Source organism: Nitrospira sp. Nam74, from assembly GCF_965152615.1.
Window position 1 is genome coordinate 2,379,045 of record NZ_OZ224220.1, and the last position, 26,418, is coordinate 2,405,462.

Annotated in this window: 31 protein-coding genes and 1 tRNA gene; 18 read left to right on the forward strand and 14 right to left on the reverse strand. The window is 55.2% G+C overall.

Translation table 11 applies throughout. The features are described from left to right. Positions 1-28: 28 nt before the first annotated feature. Positions 29-925: a protease HtpX gene (htpX, locus tag ACWHYZ_RS11190; RefSeq protein WP_447987330.1), complete on the reverse strand. Its 897-nt coding sequence runs from the start codon at positions 923-925 to the stop codon at positions 29-31. A gap of 398 nt (positions 926-1,323) precedes the next feature. Between htpX and ACWHYZ_RS11195 the strand changes: the two genes are divergently transcribed. Further along, the gene (locus ACWHYZ_RS11195; protein ID WP_447987331.1) at positions 1,324-2,340 is read left to right on the forward strand and encodes a phytoene/squalene synthase family protein; all 1,017 of its coding nucleotides are present in this window, start codon (positions 1,324-1,326) and stop codon (positions 2,338-2,340) included. A 357-nt stretch (positions 2,341-2,697) separates the two neighbouring features. Here ACWHYZ_RS11195 and ACWHYZ_RS11200 read toward each other — a convergent pair whose 3' ends face one another. From ACWHYZ_RS11200 to ACWHYZ_RS11210, 3 genes are read right to left on the reverse strand one after another with little or no spacing between them, the layout of a single operon-like run. Beyond that, a complete protein-coding gene (locus ACWHYZ_RS11200) occupies positions 2,698-3,111 on the reverse strand; it encodes a hypothetical protein (protein WP_447987332.1) in 414 nt (137 codons plus the stop codon). A gap of 20 nt (positions 3,112-3,131) precedes the next feature. After that, positions 3,132-3,482, reverse strand: coding sequence for a (2Fe-2S) ferredoxin domain-containing protein (locus ACWHYZ_RS11205; RefSeq protein WP_447987333.1), 351 nt, complete (start codon positions 3,480-3,482; stop codon positions 3,132-3,134). Between the two features lie 9 nt (positions 3,483-3,491). Next, positions 3,492-3,821, reverse strand: a complete 330-nt coding sequence (locus ACWHYZ_RS11210; protein ID WP_447987334.1) for a hypothetical protein — start codon at positions 3,819-3,821, stop codon at positions 3,492-3,494. Positions 3,822-4,032: 211 nt separating this feature from the next. Here ACWHYZ_RS11210 and ald point away from each other — a divergent pair, with 211 nt between their 5' ends. The 9 genes from ald to ACWHYZ_RS11255 all read left to right on the forward strand — a co-directional run bounded on the left by ald (position 4,033) and on the right by ACWHYZ_RS11255 (position 9,904). Continuing rightward, complete coding sequence (gene ald / locus ACWHYZ_RS11215) at positions 4,033-5,133, forward strand: alanine dehydrogenase (RefSeq protein WP_447987567.1); 1,101 nt, start codon at positions 4,033-4,035, stop codon at positions 5,131-5,133. A gap of 20 nt (positions 5,134-5,153) precedes the next feature. Further along, positions 5,154-5,230, forward strand: a tRNA-Pro gene (locus ACWHYZ_RS11220). Positions 5,231-5,495: 265 nt separating this feature from the next. Further along, positions 5,496-5,777, forward strand: a complete 282-nt coding sequence (locus tag ACWHYZ_RS11225; RefSeq protein ID WP_447987335.1) for an acylphosphatase — start codon at positions 5,496-5,498, stop codon at positions 5,775-5,777. A gap of 23 nt (positions 5,778-5,800) precedes the next feature. Beyond that, positions 5,801-6,775, forward strand: a complete 975-nt coding sequence (locus ACWHYZ_RS11230) for a sigma-70 family RNA polymerase sigma factor (RefSeq protein WP_447987336.1) — start codon at positions 5,801-5,803, stop codon at positions 6,773-6,775. Between the two features lie 11 nt (positions 6,776-6,786). Continuing rightward, the gene (locus ACWHYZ_RS11235) at positions 6,787-7,302 is read left to right on the forward strand and encodes an adenine phosphoribosyltransferase (protein WP_447987568.1); all 516 of its coding nucleotides are present in this window, start codon (positions 6,787-6,789) and stop codon (positions 7,300-7,302) included. A 285-nt stretch (positions 7,303-7,587) separates the two neighbouring features. After that, entirely contained in the window at positions 7,588-8,271 is a 684-nt protein-coding gene (gene queC, locus ACWHYZ_RS11240) for a 7-cyano-7-deazaguanine synthase QueC (RefSeq protein WP_447987337.1), read from the forward strand. Positions 8,272-8,274: 3 nt separating this feature from the next. Beyond that, entirely contained in the window at positions 8,275-8,448 is a 174-nt protein-coding gene (locus ACWHYZ_RS11245) for a hypothetical protein (RefSeq protein ID WP_447987338.1), read from the forward strand. Positions 8,449-8,488: 40 nt separating this feature from the next. Then, positions 8,489-8,851 carry a c-type cytochrome gene (locus ACWHYZ_RS11250; protein ID WP_447987339.1) on the forward strand — a complete coding sequence of 121 codons (363 nt, stop codon included), beginning with the start codon at positions 8,489-8,491 and terminating at the stop codon, positions 8,849-8,851. A gap of 207 nt (positions 8,852-9,058) precedes the next feature. After that, positions 9,059-9,904, forward strand: coding sequence for an SPFH domain-containing protein (locus ACWHYZ_RS11255; protein WP_447987340.1), 846 nt, complete (start codon positions 9,059-9,061; stop codon positions 9,902-9,904). Between the two features lie 55 nt (positions 9,905-9,959). On the opposite strand, the gene ACWHYZ_RS11260 is transcribed toward ACWHYZ_RS11255, so the two are convergent. Beyond that, positions 9,960-10,412, reverse strand: a complete 453-nt coding sequence (locus ACWHYZ_RS11260) for a hypothetical protein (RefSeq protein ID WP_447987341.1) — start codon at positions 10,410-10,412, stop codon at positions 9,960-9,962. Positions 10,413-10,511: 99 nt separating this feature from the next. Between ACWHYZ_RS11260 and lptC the strand changes: the two genes are divergently transcribed. From lptC to ACWHYZ_RS11300, 8 genes are all read left to right on the forward strand, one after another. Further along, the gene (gene lptC / locus ACWHYZ_RS11265; protein WP_447987342.1) at positions 10,512-11,072 is read left to right on the forward strand and encodes an LPS export ABC transporter periplasmic protein LptC; all 561 of its coding nucleotides are present in this window, start codon (positions 10,512-10,514) and stop codon (positions 11,070-11,072) included. Then, entirely contained in the window at positions 11,053-11,616 is a 564-nt protein-coding gene (locus ACWHYZ_RS11270) for an LptA/OstA family protein (protein WP_447987343.1), read from the forward strand. Before lptC ends, ACWHYZ_RS11270 begins: the two co-directional genes overlap by 20 nt. Continuing rightward, entirely contained in the window at positions 11,616-12,401 is a 786-nt protein-coding gene (gene lptB / locus ACWHYZ_RS11275; RefSeq protein WP_447987344.1) for an LPS export ABC transporter ATP-binding protein, read from the forward strand. Before ACWHYZ_RS11270 ends, lptB begins: the two co-directional genes overlap by 1 nt. 9 nt (positions 12,402-12,410) lie before the next feature. Further along, positions 12,411-13,901, forward strand: a complete 1,491-nt coding sequence (gene rpoN, locus ACWHYZ_RS11280; RefSeq protein WP_447987345.1) for an RNA polymerase factor sigma-54 — start codon at positions 12,411-12,413, stop codon at positions 13,899-13,901. A 76-nt stretch (positions 13,902-13,977) separates the two neighbouring features. Beyond that, positions 13,978-14,508, forward strand: a complete 531-nt coding sequence (hpf, locus tag ACWHYZ_RS11285; protein ID WP_447987346.1) for a ribosome hibernation-promoting factor, HPF/YfiA family — start codon at positions 13,978-13,980, stop codon at positions 14,506-14,508. A gap of 14 nt (positions 14,509-14,522) precedes the next feature. Beyond that, positions 14,523-15,389 (forward strand): RNase adapter RapZ, encoded by an 867-nt coding sequence (rapZ, locus tag ACWHYZ_RS11290; RefSeq protein ID WP_447987347.1) that lies wholly within the window; start codon positions 14,523-14,525, stop codon positions 15,387-15,389. A 190-nt stretch (positions 15,390-15,579) separates the two neighbouring features. After that, positions 15,580-16,338 (forward strand): endonuclease/exonuclease/phosphatase family protein, encoded by a 759-nt coding sequence (locus ACWHYZ_RS11295; RefSeq protein WP_447987348.1) that lies wholly within the window; start codon positions 15,580-15,582, stop codon positions 16,336-16,338. Positions 16,339-16,409: 71 nt separating this feature from the next. Then, positions 16,410-16,931 carry a hypothetical protein gene (locus ACWHYZ_RS11300; protein ID WP_447987349.1) on the forward strand — a complete coding sequence of 174 codons (522 nt, stop codon included), beginning with the start codon at positions 16,410-16,412 and terminating at the stop codon, positions 16,929-16,931. Between the two features lie 60 nt (positions 16,932-16,991). On the opposite strand, the gene ACWHYZ_RS11305 is transcribed toward ACWHYZ_RS11300, so the two are convergent. From ACWHYZ_RS11305 to ACWHYZ_RS11345, 9 genes are read right to left on the reverse strand one after another with little or no spacing between them, the layout of a single operon-like run. Beyond that, on the reverse strand, positions 16,992-17,867 hold the full coding sequence (locus tag ACWHYZ_RS11305; protein WP_447987350.1) for a glycosyltransferase family 2 protein: 876 nt from the start codon (positions 17,865-17,867) through the stop codon (positions 16,992-16,994). A 10-nt stretch (positions 17,868-17,877) separates the two neighbouring features. Beyond that, a complete protein-coding gene (locus ACWHYZ_RS11310; RefSeq protein ID WP_447987351.1) occupies positions 17,878-18,561 on the reverse strand; it encodes a PIG-L deacetylase family protein in 684 nt (227 codons plus the stop codon). Positions 18,562-18,567: 6 nt separating this feature from the next. After that, positions 18,568-19,116 (reverse strand): class I SAM-dependent methyltransferase, encoded by a 549-nt coding sequence (locus ACWHYZ_RS11315; protein ID WP_447987352.1) that lies wholly within the window; start codon positions 19,114-19,116, stop codon positions 18,568-18,570. A gap of 30 nt (positions 19,117-19,146) precedes the next feature. Continuing rightward, a complete protein-coding gene (locus ACWHYZ_RS11320) occupies positions 19,147-20,205 on the reverse strand; it encodes a glycosyltransferase family 2 protein (protein WP_447987353.1) in 1,059 nt (352 codons plus the stop codon). After that, positions 20,202-21,977, reverse strand: a complete 1,776-nt coding sequence (locus ACWHYZ_RS11325) for a carbamoyltransferase family protein (RefSeq protein WP_447987354.1) — start codon at positions 21,975-21,977, stop codon at positions 20,202-20,204. Before ACWHYZ_RS11325 ends, ACWHYZ_RS11320 begins: the two co-directional genes overlap by 4 nt. Next, positions 21,958-23,097 (reverse strand): lipopolysaccharide heptosyltransferase II, encoded by a 1,140-nt coding sequence (gene waaF / locus ACWHYZ_RS11330; RefSeq protein WP_447987355.1) that lies wholly within the window; start codon positions 23,095-23,097, stop codon positions 21,958-21,960. Before waaF ends, ACWHYZ_RS11325 begins: the two co-directional genes overlap by 20 nt. Continuing rightward, positions 23,087-23,776 carry a D-glycero-alpha-D-manno-heptose-1,7-bisphosphate 7-phosphatase gene (locus ACWHYZ_RS11335; protein ID WP_447987356.1) on the reverse strand — a complete coding sequence of 230 codons (690 nt, stop codon included), beginning with the start codon at positions 23,774-23,776 and terminating at the stop codon, positions 23,087-23,089. Before ACWHYZ_RS11335 ends, waaF begins: the two co-directional genes overlap by 11 nt. Beyond that, positions 23,773-24,495, reverse strand: coding sequence for an SDR family oxidoreductase (locus ACWHYZ_RS11340; RefSeq protein WP_447987357.1), 723 nt, complete (start codon positions 24,493-24,495; stop codon positions 23,773-23,775). The genes ACWHYZ_RS11335 and ACWHYZ_RS11340 overlap by 4 nt, the downstream gene beginning before the upstream one ends. Positions 24,496-24,503: 8 nt before the next feature. Next, the gene (locus ACWHYZ_RS11345; protein WP_447987358.1) at positions 24,504-26,417 is read right to left on the reverse strand and encodes a glycosyltransferase; all 1,914 of its coding nucleotides are present in this window, start codon (positions 26,415-26,417) and stop codon (positions 24,504-24,506) included. Between the last annotated feature and the right edge of the window lies 1 nt (position 26,418).

A 26,418-nucleotide genomic window follows, 5' to 3' on the forward strand; every position in this document is an offset into this window, starting at 1 on the left:
AAGAACCTCTGAGATGGTCGGCGTCTCATCATGAACGCAACTGTTGCAGAGCTGCAACCCGTTCTTCGATAGAGGGATGCGAAGCGAACATACTCATCATTCCACCCGTCTTGCCGCTGATTTTAAAGGTCACCAATGGATCCTGGGTAGTGTACTCAGGCTGAGCGCGTGTCACCCAGCGTTCAATGCCGCGAAGCGCGGAAATCATGGCGTCCTTCCCGTACACGCGGGCAGAAAACGCATCGGCGCCAAATTCCCGACGTCGTGAGAACCACATGATGGGAATCATGGCCAGAATGCCGAGGACGATCTGAATGACGAAGGATAAGACCATGCCTAGCATTGCCTGATCCCGTTCCGCAAAGAGCCGCCGTACCCACATGGAGATAAAGTACACGAACGTGTTCATCAAGCCGGCAAGAACGGTCGTGGTAAACATATCGCCGTTATAGACATGGCCCATCTCGTGAGCCAAGACGGCTTTGACCTCTTGCTCGTTCAAGTTATTCAGCAAGCCAGTTGAGACAGCCACCATCGAATTGTTCTTACTGGGTCCAGTGGCGAATGCATTCGGGTCTGGCGCCTCGTACACCCAAACTTCCGGCATTTGAATACGCAGGCGTTGGGCAATCTCTTGGACGCTGCCATAAATAACATGCTCGGCCTGCGTGCGAGGCTGCGTAATTTGGCGACAGTCCAACATGGCGCGGGCCATTTGCTTCGAGAATGCCAAGCTGATGAATGCGCCGCCAAACCCTATGACCAATGCCCAAAGGAGGTCCTGTTGATGGACCGCTCCCTGAAGGTCAATCCCAAAGGCGGGGAGAATGACGCTCACCAACAGGTTGAACGTAATAGAGAGCGTGATGAAGATCAGAACATTGGCAATCAGCAACAAGCCGATCCCTTTTAGCGATTTAAACATCGATAAGCTCCTTTTCGTGCGATACAGCGGTCGTTCGGGCCGTCTGTATTATACAACCGACCCAGCAAGAAAATCATCCAGAAGGCAGATGCTTCATTTTGTGACCAAATCACAGATAACCTCTCTCTGAGGGTTGTCAAGAACTCATGTCGTGGATTTCATTGACCGTGACGAGCCCATTTGATAGAAGATTCTATGCGAAGGCAATTGGGATTGGCTCTTGCCGGCCTCATGGCTGGACTGGCATTTCCACCACAGTTTCGGCCGGCGAGTCTTTCGATACCTCTGCTCCCGTGGTTGTTTCATTAGATAGCGTTACTGCTTTTCAAGAGCCATCGAGATAAGGGCATGGAAGGGCTCTTGGACGTGCGCTAGAGGACCCCATCACGATCTCTCATATGCGGCTCACAGACATCCTGAAGAAGGTGTCCCGATCATTTTACCTGACGCTGGCGGTGATGCCGCGTACAGTGAGGGCCCAGATCGGGCTCGCGTATCTGTTCGCCCGAGCAGCGGATACTATAGCGGATACCGACCTCATCGAGCGGAGTCAGCGGCTGGCCTTACTCAAAAACTTTAAGGCTCAGTTCATCACCGATCGCGTCGACTGGAAGATTATCCATTCCATCCAATCAGCGTTAGTGCCCCATCAGGCCACCTTCGGGGAGCGTGCGCTCATGCAACGTCTAGAAGAATGCTTCACGTTGCTTAATACGTTCATCCCGGAGGATCGCACTCGGATTCGAACGCTGATGTGTACGTTAATCAATGGCATGGAAATGGATCTGACTGTCTTTCCCGGAGATTCCGTGAAGGATTTGACCGCCCTGCACACCATGGAGGAATTAGACCGCTATACCTATTACGTCGCGGGTTGTGTCGGAGAGTTTTGGACCGACATGGTCGCCGGACATGTGCGGTCGCTGGGGACCTGGAATGTTGCCGATATGGCGACGGTCGGGGTGCGGTTTGGTAAGGGACTGCAATTGACCAACATTTTGAAAGACGTGGCGCGCGACCTGCAGCGAGGACGGTGCTATATTCCTGAGATGTTGTTGCAAGAGGCGGGACTCACGCCGTCCGACTTATTGAAACAAGACAACAGCGATCGTCTCAAGCCTGTTCTTTTGAGGCTCATAGGAGTGGCTCGCGAGCATCTCGATCAGGGCTGGATGTATACCATGGCGATCCCGAGACGAGAATTGCGTCTGCGCCTGGCGTGCATGTGGCCGATTCTGTTTGCCGGACAAACGTTACGGCGTGTGGCCGAATCGGCCGTACTCTTGGATCCATCCGTCAATGTGAAAATGCCGAAAGGCCAGGTGTACCGAATCATGGCCCTCACGACGCTTACCGGCGGGTGCGGGTATGTGGGAAGCGCTTATTGGGGACGACTACGGAAGACCTTCGGATAGATTCGGTTCGTTCAAGGCCAAGGCGGCACGCTCTCCAATTTGCCGGTACGATCCACCACAACGTCAACTTTTTTTCTGCGGCAAAAGCTCTTTATCACCTTTCCGAAATACCGCGTAGATCGCTTGGGAAGGGCAGGCGTCGAGACAGACCCTGCAACTTTCCATGCAGCGCGACGAGTCAAATTTGAAGGGTGGGGTTGACAGCCAGGCGCCGGTCGGGCAGACCGGGATACAGATTGCTTGATGCGTACAACGGTCGGGGTGGCGGACTAAATGATCTCGAGCGACCAGCATAGGTTTGACTCCCTCAAATAAACCCTGCGAGAACATTTCCAACATGTTCACAGTGGCACGCCCTCACTTCCATTGCTTCACGAGTTCCCGTAAACGGTCTTTCAATTCGGGAATCTGCTCTAAGTTGTTACTGATCGCTCCCAGAATGTTTTCCAAACGCGCGGAGCGGGTCGCCTCACTATCGATCCGAGCCAGCCGATCGTATTCGGCATAGGCATCCGGATACTTGGGTTCGAGTGTTTGACGCGCGACCATCAACCCTTCTCTCAGTTCTGCAGGCTCGGGTGCAAGCGGAGGCGCCACCGTGAACGCGCCGTCGTTAAATACGAGCACCGCGGCTCCCGCCTTTGACGGGAGACCGGCGACGGCTTGAAGTGTTTTCCCGAGCGCCTGTTCCCACGTCGTGAACAGACCGGGAAATTGTTTCATGAATACGACCTTGGCCTGATTGGCTTTCCATTTATCTTCGACAGCCATGGAATCAGCTCACGACACGGCTATGGGTGTTCGGGCGTCAGCGGACGGTTCGGCGGATGACCAGGCATCAGAAGGCGTTCGACGACTTCACCCTTGAGAATGTGCCGTTCCATCAGTTCGGTCACATCGGCTTCCGAGCCGACCCAATACCAGGTTCCTTCGGGATAGATCACCACGCTCGGCCCATATTCACAATGGTCCAGGCAGCCGGCCTTATTTGCCCGAACCGTTCCTTTGATGCCTAGCCGCTCGACCTCCTTCTTAAAGAAGGCATGGAGCCGTTCGGAACCCAGATCGGCACAGCACCCGCGCGGATCGCCCTTGGGCCGCTGATTGATACAGACAAAAATATGATGGGTGAAGGTCGACACGAATCTACGCTATACGCCGGCAGATGGTGATAGGGATTGACCTTGGATCTTTTGTATGAGGACATTCACTTCGTGAGGATCGATCAGTGCCGATGTGGCGCCCTGTGTCGACAGCATAGCAGCGACTTCCTGAAGGCGTAACCGAGCACGCTGCATGTGATCGGGTTGCGTCAACTCAGATGGCTCGCCACAGAGCATTTTATCCAATTCGCCACGGATATCACGACAGTCCCGCTGCAGATTCTTGTACATGGAGCAGGGATCACAGTACCACTTGGGAGATTGGTCCCGCGAGGGGGACAGCCGGTCATATGCGCGTCCGAAAAAATCTTTTCCCATCGACAGCTTCATGAACGGGCCCTGGTCCGTCCTACAGCCATCACACCGTATATCTACATGCGGAATCTGTTGATCGTGTCCCATTCGTATTCTCTCGAAGGAGCCGATCTTACACTATCGATTCTCGGGGTGTCCACCGGAGAAGTGACTACAAGGAGCAATGCGAAAATGGATATAATGAAGCGCTGAGACGAGAGAACCGACAACGATGATGATCGGCGTGCCGAAAGAGATCAAGGACCATGAATATCGCGTGAGCATGACGCCCGATGGGGTGCGGACACTATCCACTGCTGGGCATGCCATATGGGTTGAGTCGTCGGCGGGCGAGGCGAGTGGATTCTCTGATGAGGAGTATCGAAAGGCGGGGGCACATATCGCTTCTTCCGCAAACGAAGTCTTTCAGGAGGCCGAGCTCATCGTCAAAGTTAAAGAACCGCTAACTCCTGAATATCGGCTTTTCCGTCATGGTCACACGCTGTTCACCTATCTTCATCTCGCCGCTTCCCTCGAACTGACCCGAGCACTCATGGATGCCGGGGTCACTGCGATTGCGTATGAAACAACGGAGCTGGCTGATCACAGCTTTCCCATGTTGAGTCCGATGAGCGAGATTGCAGGACGGATGTCGGTGCAAATCGGGGCTCATTATTTGGAGAAATCCCAGGGAGGGCGGGGCGTGTTGCTGTCCGGTGTGCCCGGCGTTGCCCCCGCACACGTCGTCGTGCTCGGAGCTGGAGTGGTCGGCACAGCAGCCGTGCGAATGGCCGTCGGCATGGGCGCGCGAGTGTCCGTCTTCAACTTGGACCTCCAGCGCCTCCGCTATCTGGACGATCTGTATCAAGGACGTATTGTGACACATGCCCCTCACCGAAACTGGATCGACCGGGAAGTAGAAGATGCGGATCTCGTTGTCGGGGCGGTCATGCTGCCCGGGGCACGGGCGCCCCGATTGGTGTCTCGAACGATTGTTTCCCGGATGAGGCCGGGCTCGGTCATCGTCGATGTGTCCGTCGATCAAGGAGGGTGTATCGAGACCACCAAGCCGACGAGTCACTCTGCTCCAATTCATATCGTCAACGGGATTTTGCACTATGGCGTCCCGAATATGCCGGGCATTGTGCCGCGAACATCGACTTTGGCCTTGACCAATGCGACGCTTCCCTTTATAGTCCAGCTTGCTTCGGCGGGTATCGCGTCGGCAATCCGTTCTCAGGATGGGTTGAAGCAAGGCGTCAATGTGATCAACGGACAGATTGCATGTCGGGGCGTCGCTGAAGCGCATGGCCTGCGGTATCAGCCGCTGACCTGAGGAAAAGAACCTGTTCGGATCGGGGCGTAGCGCAGCCTGGTAGCGCACCGCGTTCGGGACGCGGGAGTCGGAGGTTCAAATCCTCTCGCCCCGACCAGACTTCGCCAAGGAGCATCGACCGCCTATCGTCTAGGGTCTAATGATGGTCAGGCGACGTGCCCAAGCTTTATTTCCACAACCGCAGCATTCCACATCTTGATTCAACTCTTATCGTCTAGTCCGGGTGTGTCAGGATGACCGTGGAACAGGCACCACCGTCTCACCTGTCAGATCGTTTCGAAGATCATGCCTTTCAGTCCCTTCTTTTTCCATCAATCAGACGCACGATGAGTGCGGCCGGACAATGCCTGTGAGGAGCAAAGGTGTCGAAGTTGGCTCGAGCGCGCGTGTTCGTCGAGGGTCGTGTGCAGGGCGTCGCCTATCGCGCGTTTGCTCATGCTGCTGCCTTAAGGTGTGGAGTGCGAGGCGGTGTGAGAAACCTCCCCGATGGGAAGGTGGAGGCCGAAGCGGAAGGCGACAGAGAAGCCATTGAAGCCTTTGTCGAATGCTTGAAAGCCGGCCCGCCACGAGCGAAGGTCGAAGCCGTACAAGTTCAGTGGCAATCGCCCACCGGTCTGCCGCTCGATTTTCAGATCTGGTATTAACCGCTTAAGCCCAGGGAGTTGACATGGGTCATGATGATGATGATGTGACCGAATCGGTCGGCACTGAAGAAGAGGACGAAGGCGAGGAGGACGAAAAGGAACTGCTCGCCGAAGCCTCGCCTCGCACCGGCCGAGGCTATGCTCGCGAGTCAAAGGAGCCAGAATACGAAGGACTCGATGCGGTCAAGAGCTATCTGAAGGACATTCGCAAATCGACCCTCTTAAATTTTGAGCAGGAGCAGGAGTTGGGTAAGCGGATTGTCGAGGGTGATTTTGCCGCCCGGGAGCAGATGATCGAATCGAATTTGCGGTTAGTCGTGAGCATCGGCAAACGCTATATGAACCGAGGTCTGCCGTTCTCCGATATTGTGGAAGAAGGCAATATCGGATTGATCAAGGCTGTGGAAAAGTTCAACTATGCCAGGGGCTTTCGATTCAGTACTTACGCTTCGTGGTGGATTCGTCAGTTCATCGAGCGGGCCATCATCAATCAATCCAAAATCATCCGCCTGCCGGTCCATGTCGTTGAACGGTTGAATCGGTATCTGTCAGGCTTAGAGGAGATGGTCCAGGAATTTGGCCGTGAGCCAAAGGTCCACGAGATTGCCGAACGGCTGAAATTATCTGAACGGGAAGTGACGGACCTGAAACAACTCATCCGCACGACCTATTCATTGGATAGCCCCATTAACGAGCGCACCGGTACCTTTCTGCGAGATATCATCGAAGACCCGGTCAGCGTGTCGCCTGCCACGACCGCGGAAGGGGTCCGCCGGCGAGAAAGCCTTATGGGCTGGATCCAAGAGTTGCCTGAAAAGGAAAAAACCGTCGTGATCCTCCGATTTGGATTGGATGGCGGTGAAGCGCATACGCTGGAGGAGATCGGACAAACCTTGGGCCTGACTCGTGAGCGCGTGCGACAGATTGAAACGGCGGCCCTCGTGAAATTGCGGACGACCATTGAGAAAAAAACCATGACTCAAGAGGACCTGCTATGAAGAGCCCTGTTGTGGACTATAAAGCCTTGGTTCGTGAAGTGCCGAACTTTCCAAAGCCCGGCATCCTGTTTTATGACATCACCACGCTGCTCAAGGATGCTCAAGCGCTTCGGTCGATCGTGGATGAACTCGCAGATCGCTATCGCGACAAAGAGATTTCAAAAATCATCGGGATTGAATCCCGGGGATTCATCTTTGGCAGCGCGTTGGCCTATCGGCTTGGCGTCGGTTTTGTTCCGGTGCGGAAACCCGGCAAACTGCCGGCCGATATTTTTGAGGTGAAGTACAACCTGGAGTATGGGGCCAACTCGTTGGCGATCCACCGCGATGCGGTGGGAATCGGAGAGAATGTCCTGATCGTTGACGACCTGTTGGCCACCGGCGGCACGGCCGCCGCGACCGTGAACCTCGTTCGCCAACTTGGAGGACACATCGTAGGCTTAGCCTTTTTGATCGAGCTCACAAGTTTACGCGGGCGTGAACAGCTGAATGGCTGTGATGTGCATGCCATGATCACGTACGTATAGCGTTTACCTCTCTCTTCATCCTCAGTGTATTCTCATTCTAGGCTCACTCACATGCTACAAGTAGGCCTTCTCAACCGAACATTGAAGTTCACGGTGGCTGCTAAAGCCAAAATGGCCGTGTGGCTATAAGTACAGCCATGCAGGAACTCTCACAAACGCTCGAACAAGAAAAGTCAAGGCGGTCACTCACGTTGTTTTTCTTTAATCGGTATAAAGAATGTTGCGCGGATGGTGAACGGATGATGAGCGCCGCCGCAAGGAAGGGCATGTTGGGAGAATGAAGCAGTGAAGGCCGTTGTGTTAGCGAGTGGAGGCCTTGATTCCACCGTGACGGCCGCGATAGCCAAGCGGGATGGACATGACGTGTCTTTCTTGACCGTCTCCTATGGCCAACGGCATCGCATTGAAGTGGATCGAGCTCGCGAAGTGGCGCGGGCTTTGGGAATTGTGAAGCACGTGGTGATCGACGTAGATCTGCGCGCAATCGGTGGCTCTGCGTTGACGTCGGACGCACCAGTGCCGAAAGACCGGTCCGAGGCGGACCGCCGGCGCGACATTCCTTCCACGTACGTGCCGGCGAGGAACACGATTTTTCTCTCCTTGGCGCTTGCCTATGCCGAGACGATCGGCGCGTCATTGGTGTATCTGGGGGCCAATATAGTAGACTATTCCGGTTACCCGGACTGCCGCCCTGACTTCTTAAATGCCTTTGAAGTGGTGGCCAGACTTGGAACCCGGTTTGGGGTAGAGGGGAACCGTGTTGAGATTCGAGCGCCATTGTTATTTTTATCAAAGGCGGAGATCATTCGGCTCGGAGGATCCTTAGACGTGCCCTTTCACCTGACCCATAGCTGTTATGATCCCCTGACGTCCGGCACCGCCTGTGGCCGTTGCGATAGTTGCCGGATCCGGCGTGAAGGATTTCTGGCGGCCGGAACAGCCGATCCTATTGCGTACGCGGAGGAATAAGACGTGAGGGTATCGACCGAAGAGTTCTTTATGTATCTGACCATTGCGCTGATCATCTTGGTGCCGATCACTGCAAGACTGTACCGCTATTTGACGATGAAGCAGATGAAGCGGACACTGCACGAACAATTCGGGAAAAAGGAGCTTCATGAACACGTGCGATCTGACAAGAGATAGGAGAGATCCGTCTGAACGTGGGAGGCCGGGTCATGCCCTAATGGCATCGCTGGTATGCAGTGCGCTATTCACTCTATCTGTATTCGCACCTCCGGTCGCGCAATCCGCGACTTCCAAGTTACCGGCAGAGTTGCAAGCAGGGGAGGGGAAATTTAATTCGTTTTGTGCGCGATGCCATGGCCCGGAAGCGACAGGGACAAAACAAGGTCCTCCTTTGGTGCATAAAATCTATGAGCCAAACCATCATGGTGACGCGGCATTTCAACGAGCTGCCGCGAATGGAGTTCGCGCGCATCATTGGCAATTTGGAGACATGCCGAGGATCGAGGGTGTCAAGCCGGAAGACGTCGATCACATCGTGAAGTATGTCCGTTGGTTGCAGCGGCAGGCCGGTATTATGTGAGACAGATCCCCCATGAGGTTGCATCTGAATGCCTTCCAAGCCGTCTGGCGGTCCTTCTCACCTGACTTTTTTGCCACCTTATTCCAATTTGGCTTATCCACAGCGCTCTGAGTTTACACGTGCCTCAATTGTACGCCGTTTCTGCAAGGCAAAGAGAAGGGGAGAGGCTCCCATCAGTCTTACTTAGACAAGGAGGGAGGGGGAATCATGAGAGCACCCGGGCTCCGGGCTGCAACAGTGTGGGGCGTTACAGGACTTGTGCTGTCGATGGCCGGCTGCATTATGCCGTCGATCGATGCCGGCCATGAAGGTGTCTTGGTCACCAAGCCGATTCTGTTCGGCCATGGCGGGGTGGACCCAACCCCTGCCACCACCGGCCGAATTATAGTCGCACCTACGACTGAAGTTATCGATGTCGACATTCGGCCTGTTCAGTACTCCGAACATTTCGATATTATTTCAGCGGAGAATGCACCGGTTTCGTTCGATGCCTTTCTCATTGCCAATGTACTTGAAGGACGGTCTCCGGAACTCATCAGCCGGTTCGGTCCAAGCTGGTACGCCAATAATGTAAAGGAAGCATTTCGCACGTTCGTCAGGGAAGAAGTGCAAAAGTATCAGCTCTTCGAATTGACGACGAAGCCGGCGACGCGAGCGAAGCTTCAAGAAGCGGTGGAACAAGAAGTCCGGACAAGACTGTTCGATAAACCAGGGCTTCCCATTCGTTTGAACCGGGTCGTCATCGGAAGCATTCTGCCTCCAAAATCGGTCCTGGAACAGACCGCTGAAACAATCAAGCAAGAGCAGCGAAAGATTACGATGATTGAATTCCAAAAAGCGGAGGAGGCGCGAGAAAAAGCTGAGCGGCAGCGAGGGATTGCCGATCGTGCTTATCGGGAACATCTCGGCTTGAGCGCACCAGAGTTTGTGGACCTTCGCCGCGTAGAGGTACAAAAGGAAATTGTCCAACATGCCCCATCGGCCTTGACGATTATTATGGGCATGGAGAAAATCGGAATTAATTTGCCTCCTATCTCAGGTCCTCAGCAGTAAAGCATGTGCGCCTAAGAGTAGATACCTATAATATACGTAGGTGCGACTGTTCAGCCTAAGATTGCTCCAGCATGTGTTGCAGCTGCTGGAACAGCTCTTTCACGCGGCGCTTGGCGTCTTCGATCCGGTCGCGAAGTCTCGCATTCTCGTCTTCTATGTCCGACGGTGAGCCCGCACTGCTAAGCCGGTGCTGTCGGCGTCCCGGCTGCTGTTCTTTTTCAATTTTTAGCCTGAGCACCTCGTCTCTGATTTCTTTCCTTTCTTGCTCAGTCCGCGTCAATTGTTCGCGCACAGACTGAAGGAGTGACTCCAGCTCTTCAACGCGTTCTTTCAACCGTTTATTCGCGGCACTCACATCGAGGATCTGACGCTGATCCTGTTGATGTTGCACGTAGGCTTTTTGCTGGGCTTGTTCATATGTGCTGCTGGCGACACATCCGGTTTGTAGAGAAGCCACAACGCTGCTGACTAGGACACCCCCAAGTAACGCGATGCTGTGCGTGTTCATGGTGCACTCCTTTCACCGCAGTTTGTTTACACCCCACTGTTCCTATGCTAGTATCATGCCTGTTTGATCATATCGTTAACCGTTTGATTGAGAAGGTTGATGTGGCGATCCTGGGTGCGTCGAGGGTTACTTGTTCTCAGTGCCGTATTGGCCGTCTCCCTCGTCTATCTGCTCGTGACACGTACGGAGTCCGTTCCGCGATCCATTACTTCCGGCACCTTGGCTCAGGTGGACGCCGGGATTGACCAATTCTCTTTTAAGCAGTCGAAAGCCGGATCGGTGCAGTGGCATGTACAGGCCCAGCGAGCGCGTATGACTGAGGCAGAGCACCAGGCTATTCTCGAAGGAGTTGACGTGACCTTATACGGCCAAAAAGGCTGGGAGCTCAAGCTATCCGGTGACGAAGGGACCATCGATACCGTGAAGAAAAACTTTACGTTGCTTCGTCGCGACGGGACGATCCCTGTCCAGCTGCAGAGCGGGTATACCATTTACACCAATCATCTCAACTGGGAAGAAGAGCGACGCGAGGTGAGCACGAACGATCCCGTCACGATTGTCGGACAGGGCATGGAAATTACGGGGCGCGGCCTGGTTGGTAAATTGGATTCGGAAGAGTTTAAAATCCTTGACGATGTCCATGTTGAAATTACTCAGTAGCCTTGCCTGCACGATCCTTTTGTTGAGCGCGATCGTCGTGTTTGCGGATACGCCGAACAGGAAGCCGCCTTCCCCCGAAGAAACCCGCACGACGATTACTTCTCAGAGAATGACGGTACGAAACCAAGAAAATAAAGCGATTTTTGAAGGCGCCGTCACCTTGACGAAGGGCGCCTTAGTCGTCCACTCTGACGTCATGGTCGTATTTTTCAAAGCTGCCGATGCGGCGTCTGCGTCCGGCACTATGGCTTCCTCTCCGGGTACGCGTTCCGAGGAACTGCCAGTTATGTCGAATCGTGCTGTCAGTACGATCGAAGCGACCGGCAAGGTCAAAATTTTTAAAGACGATGGTCAGGCGACGTGTCGAAAAGCCGTGTACGATGGTGCCACGGAAAAGATCGTGCTGACGGGAGAGCCTGTGGCGTGGCAGAAAGGTACGCGTGTGACGGGTCAAAAGATCACTATGTATTTGGCTGAGGATCGAAGTGTGGTTGAGGGCGGATCGCAGGTGATGATTGAACCAGAAGGCGGAGGGACACACTGATGCCTGTCTGCGAGCCGAACGTTCAGACGAACTCCATCGATACAAAGCTGTCCGTCGGAATCCAGGACCGCTTTGAAGCCCAAGGTCTGAGAAAGAGCTTCAAACGGCGCGAGGTCGTCAAGGGCGTCAGCATTCACGTCGACGCCGGCGAAGTGGTCGGTCTTCTGGGCCCAAATGGCGCGGGCAAGACGACTATTTTCGATATGATGGTCGGTCTGTGTCAGCCCGATGCCGGCCAGATTCTGCTCAATAAAGATGTGATCACCGATCTTCCCATGTTCAAACGGGCCCGGCGTGGCATTGGATATCTGCCGCAGGAGTCTTCCGTGTTCCGGCGATTGTCCGTCGAGCAAAACATTCTCGCCATTCTTGAGACCTTGCCGATTGGGGGGGATGAGCGTGCCGAGCGTTTGGAAAGCCTGCTGAAAGAACTGGACCTGAGCGGGCTTCGGAAAAGCAAGGCGTACGCCTTATCCGGCGGCGAGCGACGCCGGCTTGAAATCACACGCGCGTTGGTCATCCGCCCGAAATTTCTTTTGCTCGATGAACCGTTTGCTGGAATCGATCCCATCGCCGTCGGCGACATCCAACACATCATCACGCGACTCAAAGACAAGCAGATCGGAATTCTTATTACCGACCATAATGTGCAGGAAACGCTCTCGATTACAGAGCGTGCCTACATCATTAATGAGGGAGGGATTTTAGAGTCCGGTACGCCGGATCAAATTGTGAACAGTTCAACCGCCAGAGCAATTTATCTCGGAGAGCGCTTCAAGTTATAGAGGACCGGTATGAAACTGCGCCTGGATCTTCGTCTCAGTCAAAAACTCATCATGACCCCCCAGTTGCAGCAAGCGATTAAGTTGCTGCAGCTCTCGCGCCTGGAACTCCAACAAACGCTCACGCAACATCTGATGGAAAACCCCTTATTGGAGGAGTTGCCGCCCGATGTGGATGAAGCCGGCGAAGAGGCGACCCAGGAAAAGCCTGAGCCGGAACGCACAGACGTCGAGGAGGCCACCGCCGAACAAGGGACTGAGAGCGCCGAAGATCTGTCGCCCAGCAGTTGGGAGGATTATTTCGACAGCGATCGGCGCGTCGGCGATACTGAATATCCGTCGGCCTCGCAAGATGAATTTCCCTCATACGACCAGACCGTCGTCAAAGCACAGAGCCTTGATGAGCATTTACAGTGGCAATTGAATCTCTCGGGGCTGGATGACGCGGAGAAGGCTATCGGCCGCTTGATTCTCGGCAATATCGATGAAGAGGGATATCTGAGAATGTCGGTGCCCGAGATCGCGGCGGATGCGGGCGTACCGGCCGAACAGGTCGAGTCGGTCTTAGGGCATATCCAAACGTTCGATCCTCCCGGCGTCGCCGCTCGCGATCTGCAGGAATGTCTTCTCATCCAATTAGGATCGCTGGATCGGATCTTCGGAATGGTGGATGGACGACGTGTCAGACTGAAAGGATCCTTAGTTGAGTCAATGATCAAGTATCACTTGAAGGATCTTGAAAAGAAACATTACGGGCGCATTGCCAAAGCCTTGAACGCCACGCCTGAAGAAGTCTTCGCCGCGACCAAAGTCATCGAGGCGCTCGAACCGAAGCCCGGGCGACCCTATTTCCAATCCGATAACTATGTCATTGTTCCCGATGTCTTCGTCGTGAAAAACGAAGGCGAATGGGTGGTGTTGTTGAACGATGACGGCATGCCCCGTCTGCGGATCAGCCCCTATTACAAGCAACTCATGGGAGCCGGAAAGCAGCCGGCTGATTCCACCAAGGCCTATCTCGAGGATAAATTCCGTGGTGCTCAGTGGATTATTCGAAGCATTGAGCAGCGCAATAAGACGATTATCAAAGTGGTCGGCAGCATCATCAAATTCCAGGAGCAGTTTTTTGAGAAGGGTGTGCAGTACCTTAAGCCCCTGGTGCTGAAGCAGGTCGCCGAGGACATCGGCCTCCATGAGTCAACGATCAGCCGAGTGACGGCAAATAAGTACATGTATTGTCCCCAAGGAATCTTGGAATTGAAATACTTTTTCAATACGGGGATTCAGCGTTCCGATCACAATGAGGATGAACTATCGTCTGTCACTGTGCGTGAGATGATCCGCAAAATGGTGGCCGAAGAAGATGGACAACATCCGCTCAAGGACCAAGAGATTGCCGCACGGTTGCGCACGCAAAATATTCTCATTGCTCGTCGCACCGTGGCCAAATACCGATCGGAAGTCAACATTCCATCGGCAAGTCAGCGAAAGCGTTTCTTTTAAACGACGTCGGCGCCGGGTAACGGCTGGATAGCAAGAAAGGATTAGAACTGGTGAAACATCGATACGAGGTTCGTGTATGTCACTGATGATTACAGGGCGTCACATTGAAGTGACCCCTGCGTTGCGGCGTTATGTTGAGACACGCTTTAAAAGACTCGATCGGTATGCCCTGCGATTTGGTGATGTGCAGGTCATTCTCAGCGTAGAAAAATATCGGCATGTGGCCGAAGTGGTCTTGCCGTTGAACGGAACGGTTGTGCAAGCCAAAACGTCGACCACGGAAATGTATGCGTCAATCGATCAATTGTTCGATAAGATTGGGCGGCAGATTCTTAAACGAAAAGAAAAACTGACCAGCCATAAAATTCGGCCGGTTCCAGCGGTCGTTCGGGAACGACCCAAAAAAGCGCCGAGCCCGTCGGCTGCCGTCAAGGTAGAAACCGTGAGGGTGATGCTTCATGACTTGAGCATGGCGCAAGCGATAGCCCGGCTTGGACATGAGCCTCAGGCCGTTGTGGTGTTCAAGGATCCGGTGATCAATCGCGTGCAAGTGCTCAGGCGCTCGGAAAGCGGCGCCGTCCAATTGATCGATCCGCGCCCGTCGTAAACAGATCGGCTATCATGCAACCGCTGCGTCTCGTCATCATCAGCGGCCTCTCAGGGTCCGGCAAGACCCATGCTATTAAATGCTTCGAGGATCTTGGGTTCTTTTGTGTCGATAATCTTCCTCCGGCCTTGCTCCCGAAGTTTGTCGAGCTGTGTCTTCAGAGGGGACGCGATGTGCAGAATGTCGCCTTGGGCATCGACATCCGGGAGAGGAGTTTCTTTTCCGATTTCTTCCGCAATCTGGATACGTTAAAAGCGTCGGGATATTCCGTCGAACTCTTATTCCTGGAAGCCCGGGACGAGATTCTGGTTCGTCGATTCTCCGAGTCCAGGCGGCCTCACCCCCTCCTTCCTCACGCTCCCGTGCTCGAAGGGGTACAGCTCGAACGCCAGCGATTGGGGGACCTACGGCAGCGCGCCGACCGTATTCTCGATACGTCTGACTTTACCGTCCATGAGCTGAAAGAGTTGGTGGCGCGTCACTATGTCGAACAGGTTGGCGGACATCGCCTCACCATTTCGTTGCTGACCTTTGGATTTAAGTTCGGTGTACCGTATGATATCGATCTGTTGTTCGACGTCAGGTTTTTACAGAATCCTAATTTTGTTCCCGATTTGAAGCCATTGACCGGCGAAGATCCGCGGGTGCAGTCATACATCGTTGAAGATCCTCATACCAAGCCATTGCTCGATCACTTGGATTCCCTGTTTCGTTTTCTTATCCCTCAGTTCGAGCGTGAGCGCAGAAGTTACCTCACCATTGCCATCGGATGCACAGGTGGACGCCACCGTTCCGTCGCCATTGCCGTCTTTCTCAAACAGCGTTTTGCGGATCTCGGGCATGATGTCGCGGTACGGCACCGTGACCTTCATCGGTCTTGAGAATGCTGGAAGAGGAAATGGCCGGAGTGATTGTCCTTTCGTCAGCGCCGCAATCATAGCCCATCTCGAGTTTTGTGCATGCACGAGTGTCCGTAGGGGCCTTTTCCAGCCGGTATTGCCTTCCTGAATTTCCGACATCAGCAGATGACGCGATGCAGTAGACTGAATTGTCATCGAGCCAAAGATCTATATGAAACTTATGACGCTGAATCTCAATGTCTACGAACCCAAACATGGTCCGTGGGCGGTCCGAAAAGAACTTATTGTTCAGGCTGTTCGTCAACAGGCACCTGATGTCCTTGCCTTACAGGCGGTGGGAAAACATCCGGCGAAGGAAGGCGGTACAGATCAAGCGACGCAGTTGGCGGAGCGGCTTCCGGGCTATCGGCACGCGACTTATGTTGCGGCAACCCGGCGCGCGGACGGATCAGAAGAGGGATCGGCGTTTCTGGCGAAACTGCCCTTAGCCAAAGTGGATCATTGTCTGCTCAGCATGGGGATTAACCCTGAGGAAAAGGCGCAAGATCGTGCCCGGAGGGTGATTGTGCACGCTCGGATTGCCGTGCCGGCCCTCTCGATCTTCAATAGTCACTACTCATGGGTGTATTCGCAGGCGGTTTCAAATGTAAATGAAGCGCTGACGTACATGGCCGACACGTCCGGTCCCGCCCTCCTTGTCGGCGATCTGAATACAGTTCCAGAAAGCGATCTCATGGGGCGTTTAGCTGCTCAAGGATGGACCGATGTGTGGGCGTGGCTTCGACCTCACGACCCGGGATACACCTTCGAGTCGAACCGACCGGATAAGCGGATTGATTATGTATGGGCGAGGCCAGAGGCCTTGCGGTGGATCACGGCGATCGATCTGGTGAAGGAGCAGCCTAATCCGGCGGGCGCGCGGCTCTCCGATCATCTAGGGCTCGTGGTGAGTCTCGACGAAAAGCAGTGAATCAACCCTCATGCGCGGCCTGGGGGGCGCATCCTCCACGGAGGGCACTTCGTGAGCTTGTCTGGTCTTCCATGTTTATGACTCTCTGTCGCGCCGATCAGGTGTTTCAGGATCTCCTGGAAGAGGCCTTAGCGTGGACCGTGTCAAATCTCGGCCACACGAGCGCGAGCCGGGAGACCTATCTTAAGATGCTATCCCACGTATCCGACTACCTTGATCTCAGTCTTGCGTTAGATTTACTTCGTCAGTTGCAACGATGTCATCTGGCTGCTGACTGCTATGAACTCCGATCGCCACATCGGGTCGTCTTATCAGATGTCGTGCATCGGTACTGCGAGCGGTACAACCAACAGCCGCATACCTTCGGTCTGCATAATAAATATGGATTGCTTAACTTGGAATGGACGCCGATGTTGCGACTCTTCATCGGAGAGCCGTATCAGGACGGCGCCATCATGGCGCCCCTTGATAGGGAGTCGCTGACATTGCGGCTGGTGGGTGATTCCAATCTGCAGATCGTTATCCCGGCGGAACAATCACCGTTCTACCGGCGGGGCGTGCCGATATATCCTGCTCCTCGACATACGGGGTGAACACCGGATGAAAGAGCGCGATGACCAATATCGCCGGCCCGGTGTGTGTCGATCTCCTGATTATGAGGACGATTGATCCAATGTGAGGAGTGCCGCTTCGACGGCATGAGGAAGACAGCGGCGATGACGTAGAATCCATGGTAAACCAGCAAGGGCGTGGAGCAGTGCGACGGCGTCCTGAGGATGCTGCAGGCTCGAGTACAACACACGGCCGGTGTGCCGTAAGGCCTTCGCTAATGGACGCCGCAGCCAAGTGAACCACAATGCATTGCGCAATAACAGTCTTCGTCGTGCCGGTGCATCGCGTTTGGAGGAAGGATAATGATGGATCAGAACCTCCGGCATGTACACCGTGTACCAGCCGGCCGAGGCGAGATCTACGGCGACCAGGGCCTCCTCACCACCGAGAAAAAAGCGCGGTTCGAATCCCCCAACGTCCAGAAATGCCGGACGGCGAATCATACAAGCGCCGGCCAGAAACCCCAAGACAGGGGGCCCCGGTAGCGGCGAATCTGCAGTGAGAGGACTGGCTGCCATGACTTGGCATGTGCGGTCTTCCCGTCTATGCCGGCCTACCAAGACCCGCCCTGTCACGACTGCCACGTGCGGATAGCTCTCTAACGCCTCAGTCGCAAGGCCTAAGGAGCCGGGCGCCCACCACGTATCGTCATCGCAAAGCGCTACATAAAGGGTCTTGGCCTCTCGGATGCCGACATTGCGACCCGCTGCGCCAATGTTGCGCTCTAACGCAATGATCCGAATACCGGGAAGCCGGGAGGCCAGGATGTCAGCCGTCCCGTCTGTTGATCCGTTATCGACGACAATGATCGCAGGGCGCTCCGGTAAAGACAGCAACCGCTTAAGGGTCCTCAATACCTCTTCGGCACGATTGTGCGTGAGTACGACCACGGTGACAGTGCAGTCAGGTAAGGCCATCGCGGTATTCCTATGATACGATCCGCCAGTATGTTTCTTCTGCGGCGGTGTCGGCATAGCCCGGTCGACCCGGTGTCGTAAGGGCGCGTAGTTGCGATTCATAGCACTCCACGGCCGCTTGTTTGCGGTTTGTCACTCGATTCACTGGAAATGTAACCGGCTGCAGAGTGAGGCCGGTGGACGCACGCTCTTTTAACCGAGCGTCCATCAATCCAGGCAGGCTTCGATAAAGGGCATCCGCGTACAGAAACCACGATAGTGTCGAATGTCGTCGACGCAAGAGCAATCCGGCTTCATGCGTTAAGGTATGGTCGCTGTGGAATAGGCCAAGGGGTAGGACAATCGTCGTGACGTGAGTTGCCGAGACGACGTGATGAAGGGCTTCCATAATACGTTGGGGCGATGGTGACAGATCGTATTGGCTATCGCAAAAATCCAGCCAAACCGGATATGCCGATAGAATGGTCAAACCTCGTTCATCCTCTTTCCGACGCATGCCCATCACATCATCGTTCCGTTTAAATCCCGCAGCACGATCCCATTCAGTGAGTGCCATGTCACGGGGTGGTTTGCCTGCGCAGACGGTGACGACAATGGAGCCGGGATGAGCGTCGAGGAGACGTCCACACGCAAAGACGGCATCGTCGCAGTGTGGTGAGACGACCAGCATCTGACGTAGACGTCCCAACATCATTTTGTCCTATTTCATCGCTTCGACAAAGAGGCTTTCGCGCTCGCGATTATCAAGTTCCACAATCTGAGGGTAGAGACTATGTGTGCGTTTGAAGGAACAGCGCGTCACTTCATGAAATCCTGCCTTCCCTAGCCACTCTTCGATAAAATCATACGTGAAAGGAGTCCGGACGGACCCATACCACGTTAGTTGCGTAATGAGTTTGCTTCCGATACTCACAGCGTCATCGTCCTGCACGTAAAAGTAACGATGGTCGTCTCCGGCATAGGCATCCATGGCCTTGCGCAGATCGGGAAGCCCCAGCCTTAGGATGCCGTCAGGTTTCAGCACGCGTCGAAATTCACAAAGGACCGGTAGGACATCGGAATAGGGCAGGTCTTGCAGCAGATGCATGCCGACCATGTAGTCGACACTATTCGATTCAACCGGTAGGCCGACACGAATATCACAGGCGAAATCAATACCCCTGACTTGGAGTCGATCAGCATTGAGCCATCCCGGGGCGATGCAGGGCCCGCAACCGACGTTAAGCCGCTTCACGGCCCTCGCTATCATACCCGTATCGTACGAGTTGCGCATGGCGTGTCACAAAAACGCGACGTGGTATTTGAGCGCACCTCTTACCCGCCAAAAAATCGCGACAGGCGGAATCAAAACTGACGTCACGATCATTTCAAGAACGTGGTCCAGTCTGCGGGAGGTTCTGGCCAAACGGCGCAGACAAAACTCAGTGGTCAGGCCGAGCCATATCATGAGACTCAAGAGCGCCACCGACATCGACCCTGCGGCGACCCCGATACTGGCGGTCAAAAGTGCAATCAGCGTGACGTAATAACGCCATGGGGGCGTCGATTGGATAAATCGCTGGTATAAATCAGGGTGCTTTTTGTAGAGCAGGGCATTGAAGAGGTTATTTCGCTGCAATCGGACACTAATGCCCCATGTCGTAGGCCGGACCGGGTGTACCACGACGGCTCTTGGATCGACCACGAGGCGAAAGCCGCTCCGGCGGCATGCAAATTCCAGATCAGTGTCCTCGCGCCAGGCTACCGTGAATCGTTCATCGAATCCGCCGACAGAGAACAAGGTGCTGCGTCGGTACCAGCAGTTGGCGGTAGCGAACGGGCCTCGCTCGAGGCCGGCGACCGTCCGTTCGTAGTCGCTCGGAATTTCTGGAATCGGGACAATGATACGCCCGCTCAGGCCTTGGACGGTGCCGTCCTCAAAGGCAGCAAAGCCGACGGCCAGCCAATCTGGAGCAGGAATGCAGTCATCATCGGTAAAGGCAATAATCTCTCCTCCTGCGGCTTGCCACCCCTTGTTTCTGGCCGCGGCGGGCCCATGTCGGCCCCCGTTCGCCAGATAGCGGACCCGAGGACCGGATTTCACGGTCCACGCCGACACGATCTGTTTCGTGTTCTCGGACGGCGCATCGTCAACAATGATAATCTCATACTTCGAGGCATCCAGCGTTTGTGAAAAGAGAGCCGTCAGGCAGCGATTCAACAGCTCCGGCCTCTGGTGAGTAGGCACGACAACCGAGATACAACCGGCGACAGATGGAAGGTACTTTTGTGTACCGACCGCTGAGTCATGAGGGGACGCGATTCTCTCTTCCCGATTAATATCTTTGGTTACATTCATGGCTTCTGTGCGGCTTGGCCTTTCTTCTCTAGAATGAACGAACCGATCACCAGCGCATCGAGCGGCGATGTCCAGAATGATTCGACGGCATCACGTGGAGAACAGACGATCGGCTCTCCACGGGTATTGAAGGAGGTGTTCACGAGGACCGGCACGCCTGTCCGTCTCCGGAAGGCCTTTAGGACGTCATAATACAAGGGATGCTGAGCACGGTTGATAGTCTGTACCCTCGCCGTGCCATCGACATGCCGAACCGCCGGAATGCGATGGGCCTGGTCGGGCCTGACGTCATAGACGAACAGCATAAAAGGTGATACGTCGGCATGCACGAACCAATCGGCCGCTTCTTCCTCTAGGACGACCGGTGCGACGGGCCGAAAATCCTCGCGGTCTTTAATATCATTGAGCCGATCCTGCATGCCGGGAGAGAGGGGTGACGCAAGAATAGAGCGCGCGCCCAAGGCGCGCGGCCCAAATTCCATCGCGCCCTGAAACCAGCCGATCACGTTGTCTTGGACTAGAAGGTCTGCCGTCTCTTCGGCGATGCTCTCTACCCGCCGGTAGGGTACCTTTGAACGCTGGAGGAATGATTCGATCTCGACATCATCGTAAGCCGGCCCGAGGAAGGCGTGCTCCATGGTGTATAGTCGTTCATTCGTACGACAGGTTGAGGCAGTCGTGGCGCCAAGAACAGGACGCTGTCGGGCGTCAACCCATAAGGCCGCGCCAAGGGCGGTCCCGGAATCTCCGGCCGCCGGTTGCACCCAGACATGGCGGAATGGTCCATGATCACGTATCTTCGCATTCATCACGCAATTCAATGCGACACCCCCGGCCAGGCACAGGGTATCGGAGCGAGTGGTGTCGTGCAGCCACTGTACAAGTTCCAACACCGTTTCTTCCAACACCGTCTGAAGCGATCGAGCGATATCATGGTGCTGTTGTTCGAACGGTCCTCCGCGCGGGCGGCCTGGACCGAAACGTTCGGATAATGCGGGCGGTTGGACCGTATATTGACCATCGCCACAGAGCCGGATGATGTCACGAAACTCGTTCGCGTAGCAGGGTTTCCCATACGACGCAAGTGCCATGACCTTATATTCGTCAGAAGAGTGAAGAAATCCGAGATAGGTCGTTACCTGTTCGTAGAGAATGCCTAAGGAATGCGGCATCGTAACTTGTGTCACCTGATCTAAGCGACTCCCGTCCCCCACATTGTACGTTGTGGTGGCGCGTTCCCCGCGTCCATCGAGAGTGAGTACTGCGGCCTGATGGTAGGGTGAGGCATGAAACGCGCTCGCTGCATGGGCTACATGGTGGGACACGAAATGCCAGCGATAGGGGCCGTCATGCCGCGCATCTTGGAATCGTTCCTTGAGATGATGAGGAGCGCCACCCGCTAACTGCCGCGGAGCATTGATAATGTATGACAGGAACAAGGGGTCCCACGGCGATTTAAACCCCTCTTGAGTAGGGCGTGCACTGGGCTGCAAGGGCAGGCTGATGGAAGCTTCACTGACAGGGGAATCGAGCAGAAGAAACGGATCGAACGAATAGGCGACGTGATCGACATCGACGAGCCGGATCCCGGCGGCGCCAAGACAAAAATCCATGGCGTGAAATGGTAATTCGTACGCGGAAAATGGAACCGGGCGTTTGCCATGCTTGATGTGAGTGAACCGTTCTTCTTCGGCAGCCGCAATGACACGCCCGTCTTTGACAAGACACGCCGCAGGATCGTGAAAGGCCGCATTAACGCCAAGGGTGAACAAGTGACAAACCTCCGATGTGTGGTAATGCCGGCGCCCCGTCGAGCAATTCCGCCGCGGCCTGAACGACTTGGTCAGGTTCCACCAGTCTTAGGCAGTGGTGGTGATCTTCAGGGCAGACGCTCTTGTAACAATACTTGCACGGTACATCATGAAATAGGACTCGATGTGGCACCCGCCAGGGCGTATGCTGCGGGTTCGTGAGTGCATAGAGATCGACGATCGGTGTGCCGACAGCCGCCGCGACATGGACGGTTCCCGTATTATTCGAGATCAGCAACGAGGCCCGTGAAAGCAGCGCCGCCAAGGCGGGAAGGTCGAGTGCACCGACCAATGAATGTGAACGGGCGCCCGCTTCTGCTTGAATCTGATCGACCAAGCCTCGCTCGGGCTCGGTGCCGGTGAAGAGCACCTCATAGCCGAAGTCCTGCACGAGCCGGCGGGCAACCGCCGCAAATTGTTCAGGAGGGTATCGGCGCGATGCCGCTGTTGCACCGGGATGTACGACGACCCAAGGCACATGATCATCAAGCACATCGGCCAAGAGGTGGTCCACATAGGAATTGGCAGTATTCGGGATGGCGATCGACAGTCGTTCATCGTCGGTACGGGCCCCGATGGTCGCTACCAGATCGAGCTGTCGTTGAACCTCATGTCGAATACACACCTCCGGCTCCGTCTCACGGACCCAGTGCGTCAGCAAGTGATACGGATTCTCCCGACAATGTGCGAGCCGTCGAGGAATATCGGCGAGGTAGCACAGCATGGCGGCAGGCAGTGGACTCTGACTATAGACGGTACAAATGACGGCGGCATCGAATGCCCGGTCGCGAAGGGACTCGACGAAGTCGAGATCCGACTGAGAAGCAGTCTGGCCGGGTGTGCCCTTCACCCATGGCGCATGATAGATGAGGACCTCATCGACATCGCGAGCCAACCGGCCCGCTTCGGCGCCGGACGACGAGGTGAGGAGCGCAATCCGACGTTCAGGAGACGACTGTTTCAAGGCGCGAATGGCCGGCGTCGTCATTAGTACATCGCCGAGCGTATCGAGCCGCACGCAAAGAATGTGTTTCACGTCGTCCCATGACTCATGACACGGCGGGATCGGCTCAACAGGCATCACGAACTCCGCAGTCCTGGGTCTGCGCTCCATTGAGCAACGGAATGCCACTGTCGGAGCTGAGAATGATATCGGCTGCCACGCGAAGATTCGGGGCAAGATAATGAGGGCATCGGTGAGCGCCGAGGACCCATTCCGTCTCATGGCCGTTCTCGATGAGAATCGTCCGGCAGCCGGCGCGCCGGCCCGCTTCGACATCGTGAAGAATATCGCCGACCATCCATGAGGCACGTAGGTCAATACCGCGGTCGGACGCCGCTTGCAGTAAAAGGCCGGGGGACGGTTTGCGGCAGGCACACGTCATCGCATAAGCCGGAATTCGTCCTTCAGGATGGTGGGGACAGTAATAGAATCCGTCCAGGCGGACATGCTCTTCCGCTAAAAGTGATTGAAGCTTCATTTCGACACCGGTCAGCGCTTCGAGTCTGAAGGCTGCATGCGCCACACCTGACTGGTTTGACACGACAATCAAGTCATAACCGGCGGCGTCCAACCGCCTCAATCCCTCCTTCACGCCTGGCATGAGACGAATCAGGTTGACGTCGCAGTTATTGGGAACATCTTCCACCAAGGTCCCGTCCTTATCGAGAAAAACGGCGCGCTTCATGGACTGCTTTCCAATCACACATTCAACGTTGCCGTATTTATTCTTGCCTTTATGAATTGTGCATTCGGTCATGGCCAGCTCGTTTCTTTCATCGGGATGACCATGATCTCCGGCACGGCAGTTTCTGCCGGGAGTTGGAGAATACAGCGAATCGTTTCCGCGACATTTCGAGGATCCTGAAGCGTGCTGATATCGATGTCTGGGAAGCGGTCGAGCAAGAAGGGTGTCCGCATGCCGCCACTGACGACGGCGGTCACTTTCACTTGATGGGGGCGGGCTTCCACATGAAGCGCATGGCTCAAGCCCAGCAGTCCCCATTTGCTGGCATGGTAGGCAGAGGCATTCGCCCATGCCCGCTTCGCGGCCGTCGAGACGATATTCACGATGTGGCCGGTTCGTTGTTGCTTCATAATAGGAAGCACGAGCTTGGAGAGAACGAATGGTCCCCTGAGATTGGTCGTCAACACCCGATCCCAGTCTTGAAAAGTTAATTCTTCGATCGACACTGTCTTATCAACAGCGGCATTGTTCACAAGAATATCGATGCGACCGAACGACTCCATCGTTCGGCTAATAGCCTGTTGAGCCTCTCCGGCATCCCCAACATCGAGACGAACTGCCAGGGCTTTCATCCCATCCTGGCTCAGCTTGTTCGCCAGCGCTTCGGCGGCATCCGGCTTGATATCCATCACGACGATGTTGGCCTTGGCTTCGGCGAGCGTGCGGCAAATTGCCTCCCCTAATCCCTGTGCCCCCCCTGTGACGATTGCGACTGTGTTGGCAAGTTCCATCGCCCCTCCTACTTGCGTGCTGCGCGGCCGGCTGTCACTCGCCGGCGTCCCGGTAACTCCCACATGGTGCGAACGGTGCCGCCGGCGTTCATCTGTGGGTCTCCGGCGGCAAGGCGCTCGTCGACGAGGCTACATATCAGGTGCATCAATACGAGGTGCACTTCTTCCACTGAGTGCCGGTTGGACGAAGGAACGGCGAGCATCGCGTCAGCCAATCGGCTGGTTTCGTTGGCATATCCGCCGATCAGGGCAATTGAGTGCAAACCCCGTTGATGAGCCGATTTGAAGGCTTGGATCAGAGCCCGTGAGACGCCCTGTGTGCTGATGCCGACCATCATGTCTTCCGGTTGGCCAAACATTTCGATCTGGCGTGCAAACGTGCCCTCCGTCGAATCACGAAGAGAGGACGCTGCTGCGTTGAGTGATAGTGCGGGGAGTCCGGGCCGATCGGCCCATTGGAATCGGGTCACAAACGACGCGGCCAGATATTCTGCAGCGGCAGCACTTGGCCCCTCGCCGCAAATCAGCACCTTTCCGCCCCTCGCAAAACATGAGGTGAGCAAGTGAGCCGCCCCAGATATCTGCGTCCGAAGACGCCGGCGTGATTCTTGGAGCGCGTCGACGGCTGTATCGAATCCCTGATCGATGCACGCCAGTTGATCGGCTTCTTTGCCACGACCAGGTTGGTTCTCCACCAGGACATTCTCATATATAGCGGACAATGCTTTGGTCACTTTCTGCCACGTAAATAAATCGTTGGCGCGCTGGACAGCTTGTCGACTGAAGAGCGTCAAAAGCTTGGGATGCGTGTAGAGATGTGCAATTTTGTCTGCCAGCGCTTTCGCATTATTCGGCGGCACGAGATACCCCGTTTCGCTGTCGCGCACTGTAAACTTGATGCCGCCGACATTCGACCCGATAACGGGTGTGCCGCAGGCCATCGCCTCCACAGGCGTGATTCCGAAGGGCTCGTACCAGGGTGTCGTGACAAAAAGGTCGGCGGCGCTATAGTAATACTTCAATGTGTCGCGACCGCGACGACCACAAAACATGACATGCTGCTCAATGCCTTCGTCTCGTGCAATACCTTGGAGCCGCGCAATCTCCGGCGTCGTACTCGGGTTGGGGTCATCGGATTCGCCCCCGACGATCAACAGCTGTGCCGTAATATGATAGTCGTGTTGCAGACACGCAAACCCTCGGATCACGGTGTCGATACCCTTTCGTGGCACCATGCGGCCGACATGAAGAAGGACGCGGCTGTCCAGGGGAAGACCGAGGGAAATACGTGCGAGCGGCTTGCTGATCGGCCATAGTTCCGTCGGATCGAACCCGCATGGGATGATCGTAATCTTGGCCGGGTCAGCATTGTACAGTTGTATGAGGTCTTCTTCGTCTTGTGGCGCTTCTGCGACAATATGATCCGCTTCGGCGACAATGCGATCTTCAATATCAAACCTGACATCCGGAAAATGATCGGCCTGGCGTTGATGCTGACGTCTGACCCGACCCAGCGCGTGAAACGTGATGACGAACGGCGTGCCGAGCATCCGCTTGATGTCTGCGGCGACCAAGCCGGACATCCAGAAATTGGCGTGGATAAGATCGTAGGCTTTCCGCTGACAACGGCAGAATTTCAGGACATACTCGGTAAAGTCGTGCATGTACGGAAGCAACTCTTCTTTTCGAACAAACGTCGGCGGGCCTGCCGGCACATGCACGATGCGTACGCCGTTCAACCATTCGACCGTTTCGGGAAGGACCGCACTGTCGCGTCGCGTAAAGACGTCGACATCGTACCCCATTCCTGCCAGCAGCTTGGCAACTTGCCCTACGTAGAGGTTCTGGCCGCCGCAATCGACTCCGCCTAGAATGCTGAGTGGAGAGGCATGTTCGCTAATCAGTGCGATTTGTTTGGCCATG

What these genes read in the sequence shown, in the direction of transcription:
- ACWHYZ_RS11320 (WP_447987353.1), bottom strand. Translation starts at nt 20,205, where the DNA reads ATGAATGTAACCAAAGATATTAATCGGGAAGAGAGAATCGCGTCCCCT.
- lptB (WP_447987344.1), top strand. Translation starts at nt 11,616, where the DNA reads ATGCCTGTCTGCGAGCCGAACGTTCAGACGAACTCCATCGATACAAAG.
- ACWHYZ_RS11260 (WP_447987341.1), bottom strand. Translation starts at nt 10,412, where the DNA reads ATGAACACGCACAGCATCGCGTTACTTGGGGGTGTCCTAGTCAGCAGC.
- rapZ (WP_447987347.1), top strand. Translation starts at nt 14,523, where the DNA reads ATGCAACCGCTGCGTCTCGTCATCATCAGCGGCCTCTCAGGGTCCGGC.
- ACWHYZ_RS11230 (WP_447987336.1), top strand. Translation starts at nt 5,801, where the DNA reads ATGGGTCATGATGATGATGATGTGACCGAATCGGTCGGCACTGAAGAA.
- ACWHYZ_RS11345 (WP_447987358.1), bottom strand. Translation starts at nt 26,417, where the DNA reads ATGGCCAAACAAATCGCACTGATTAGCGAACATGCCTCTCCACTCAGC.
- ACWHYZ_RS11340 (WP_447987357.1), bottom strand. Translation starts at nt 24,495, where the DNA reads ATGGAACTTGCCAACACAGTCGCAATCGTCACAGGGGGGGCACAGGGA.
- ACWHYZ_RS11195 (WP_447987331.1), top strand. Translation starts at nt 1,324, where the DNA reads ATGCGGCTCACAGACATCCTGAAGAAGGTGTCCCGATCATTTTACCTG.
- ACWHYZ_RS11295 (WP_447987348.1), top strand. Translation starts at nt 15,580, where the DNA reads ATGAAACTTATGACGCTGAATCTCAATGTCTACGAACCCAAACATGGT.
- hpf (WP_447987346.1), top strand. Translation starts at nt 13,978, where the DNA reads ATGTCACTGATGATTACAGGGCGTCACATTGAAGTGACCCCTGCGTTG.
- ACWHYZ_RS11200 (WP_447987332.1), bottom strand. Translation starts at nt 3,111, where the DNA reads ATGGCTGTCGAAGATAAATGGAAAGCCAATCAGGCCAAGGTCGTATTC.
- ACWHYZ_RS11210 (WP_447987334.1), bottom strand. Translation starts at nt 3,821, where the DNA reads ATGGGAAAAGATTTTTTCGGACGCGCATATGACCGGCTGTCCCCCTCG.
- ACWHYZ_RS11310 (WP_447987351.1), bottom strand. Translation starts at nt 18,561, where the DNA reads ATGATGTTGGGACGTCTACGTCAGATGCTGGTCGTCTCACCACACTGC.
- ACWHYZ_RS11315 (WP_447987352.1), bottom strand. Translation starts at nt 19,116, where the DNA reads ATGATAGCGAGGGCCGTGAAGCGGCTTAACGTCGGTTGCGGGCCCTGC.
- lptC (WP_447987342.1), top strand. Translation starts at nt 10,512, where the DNA reads ATGTGGCGATCCTGGGTGCGTCGAGGGTTACTTGTTCTCAGTGCCGTA.
- htpX (WP_447987330.1), bottom strand. Translation starts at nt 925, where the DNA reads ATGTTTAAATCGCTAAAAGGGATCGGCTTGTTGCTGATTGCCAATGTT.
- rpoN (WP_447987345.1), top strand. Translation starts at nt 12,411, where the DNA reads ATGAAACTGCGCCTGGATCTTCGTCTCAGTCAAAAACTCATCATGACC.
- ACWHYZ_RS11305 (WP_447987350.1), bottom strand. Translation starts at nt 17,867, where the DNA reads ATGGCCTTACCTGACTGCACTGTCACCGTGGTCGTACTCACGCACAAT.
- ACWHYZ_RS11255 (WP_447987340.1), top strand. Translation starts at nt 9,059, where the DNA reads ATGAGAGCACCCGGGCTCCGGGCTGCAACAGTGTGGGGCGTTACAGGA.
- ACWHYZ_RS11270 (WP_447987343.1), top strand. Translation starts at nt 11,053, where the DNA reads ATGTTGAAATTACTCAGTAGCCTTGCCTGCACGATCCTTTTGTTGAGC.
- ald (WP_447987567.1), top strand. Translation starts at nt 4,033, where the DNA reads ATGATCGGCGTGCCGAAAGAGATCAAGGACCATGAATATCGCGTGAGC.
- ACWHYZ_RS11335 (WP_447987356.1), bottom strand. Translation starts at nt 23,776, where the DNA reads ATGACCGAATGCACAATTCATAAAGGCAAGAATAAATACGGCAACGTT.
- waaF (WP_447987355.1), bottom strand. Translation starts at nt 23,097, where the DNA reads ATGCCTGTTGAGCCGATCCCGCCGTGTCATGAGTCATGGGACGACGTG.
- ACWHYZ_RS11300 (WP_447987349.1), top strand. Translation starts at nt 16,410, where the DNA reads ATGTTTATGACTCTCTGTCGCGCCGATCAGGTGTTTCAGGATCTCCTG.
- ACWHYZ_RS11250 (WP_447987339.1), top strand. Translation starts at nt 8,489, where the DNA reads ATGGCATCGCTGGTATGCAGTGCGCTATTCACTCTATCTGTATTCGCA.